2 protein-coding genes are annotated in these 1,531 nt (G+C 26.5%); both read right to left on the bottom strand.

Annotation, left to right across the window (positions count from 1 at the left end; all coding sequences use genetic code 11):
- The coding region (locus WBG30_RS12605) for a hypothetical protein (RefSeq protein ID WP_424505016.1) at window positions 1-542 on the bottom strand (542 nt) is incomplete at its 3' end.
- Window positions 535-1,531 (bottom strand): cyclic GMP-AMP synthase DncV-like nucleotidyltransferase (locus WBG30_RS12610; protein ID WP_424505017.1); only part of this gene is annotated, 997 nt, incomplete at its 5' end. The genes WBG30_RS12610 and WBG30_RS12605, both read right to left, overlap by 8 nt.

The following is a 1,531-nucleotide window of genomic DNA, read 5'->3' on the forward strand; positions in this document are numbered from 1 at the left end:
GATTTAAAATGACTATCATTTATAAAATTTCCATAAGTATATGCTAGCCTTAGTTTAGTTCTAGCAATTTTTTTCTTTTTTTTCTTTTCTATAAATGTTTCTTCTATGAAAATTTCTTGAGCATTTATATTTGGTTTTATATATAATTTAAAATTTCCATTCATTTGAGCATCTCTATGCCAAAAATGGAGGAATTCTTTAAAGAATTCCTTTTTTTGAGCTTCTAAAGATAAACTTAACAATCTAAAAAAACTTTCAAAAACTTCTGTAATTAATATCTCAGGAGTTGTTTCATACAGATTAAAATCTTCTTCATAACCAATGCATAAATTAGATATATTTTTCCCTTTTATAAAATGAGGATATTCTTCTAATTTATTTGAAGTAATAATTCTAGGTAAAGAGTATGGAAAATTATCATCTAAGTAATATATATATAATTTGTCTTCAACTTTAAATAAAAAAGTATTTTCTTTTTTATTCGTTACTTCATAGTCTCTTTCTTCCAAATAATTTACTGCAATTGTTATATATTTATGCAAATCTGTCCTCCTTTTTTAAAGTAGAATTATCCTTTTTAGCCTCTTTTTCTGGGATTTCAAATTTATCTCCTAGAGATTTTATAACATATTTAGCTGCCTCATGATCATGTTCTGCGTTATATGCATTTTCAATATTATCCGCAAACTTTTTAAACCTTTTATAAAAAGTTTTTAAGTGTTCTTCTGAATCGCGCATTTTATAAAAAACATCAGACCAAGGAGTTTTAGGTAAATTACAAGATATATTTACAGAACCATCATAATATATTGTAAATTTACCAAGAATATCTTGAAGAGTTAAATGTAAAGCCTCTAAATCGTTCCAATATTCTCCATCATATGAATATTTAAAATCATTACATCCTAATAATGTTAATCCTATACTTGGTGGGATTTCATTTCCATTAGATCCATTATACTTTTCTTGTTTCCATTGTTTTATATATCTAATAATTCTTCTTTTTTGATTTCCCTCATCATCTTGATAATTGTCTCTAAAATATTCATTCAAGCCTTCTGGATCAGATGGTTCCCACTCATATTTTTCAGTGGTTTCTTTTCCCCGTGCTAAATATAAATTCCCGTCTTCATCCTTTGCATATATTGGGAAATCAATATGATAGATTTCATCTCCTTCTTTTGAATAAGTTACAGTAACACAAGGATCTTTTATTTTAGGATTCCTTTTATCTGTTATTATGAAAATATCTCTAATAATTTTTTTTAATTTTCTAGGATCACTGTTTTCAACTATATCCATGGGAATAATTACCGCCACATCCCTATCAAAAGTTTTGTTCCCATTTTCTCCTATTTTTTTAGGTTTAATACTTGTTTTTACACCTTGAGCCCAGCTTCCTTGATCAATAAATGTTAAATCAGATTTATTAATCTCTGTAATTCCTTCTTCTAATAATTTGTCCGGCAATTTATTCTCAAGATCTGCCTGTAAAATTTCTCTTTTATTTTTTAATTCATTATGATTACTC

Origin of the sequence: Psychrilyobacter sp., assembly GCF_049671765.1 — a bacterium.
Taxonomy (GTDB): Bacteria; Fusobacteriota; Fusobacteriia; order Fusobacteriales; family Fusobacteriaceae; genus Psychrilyobacter.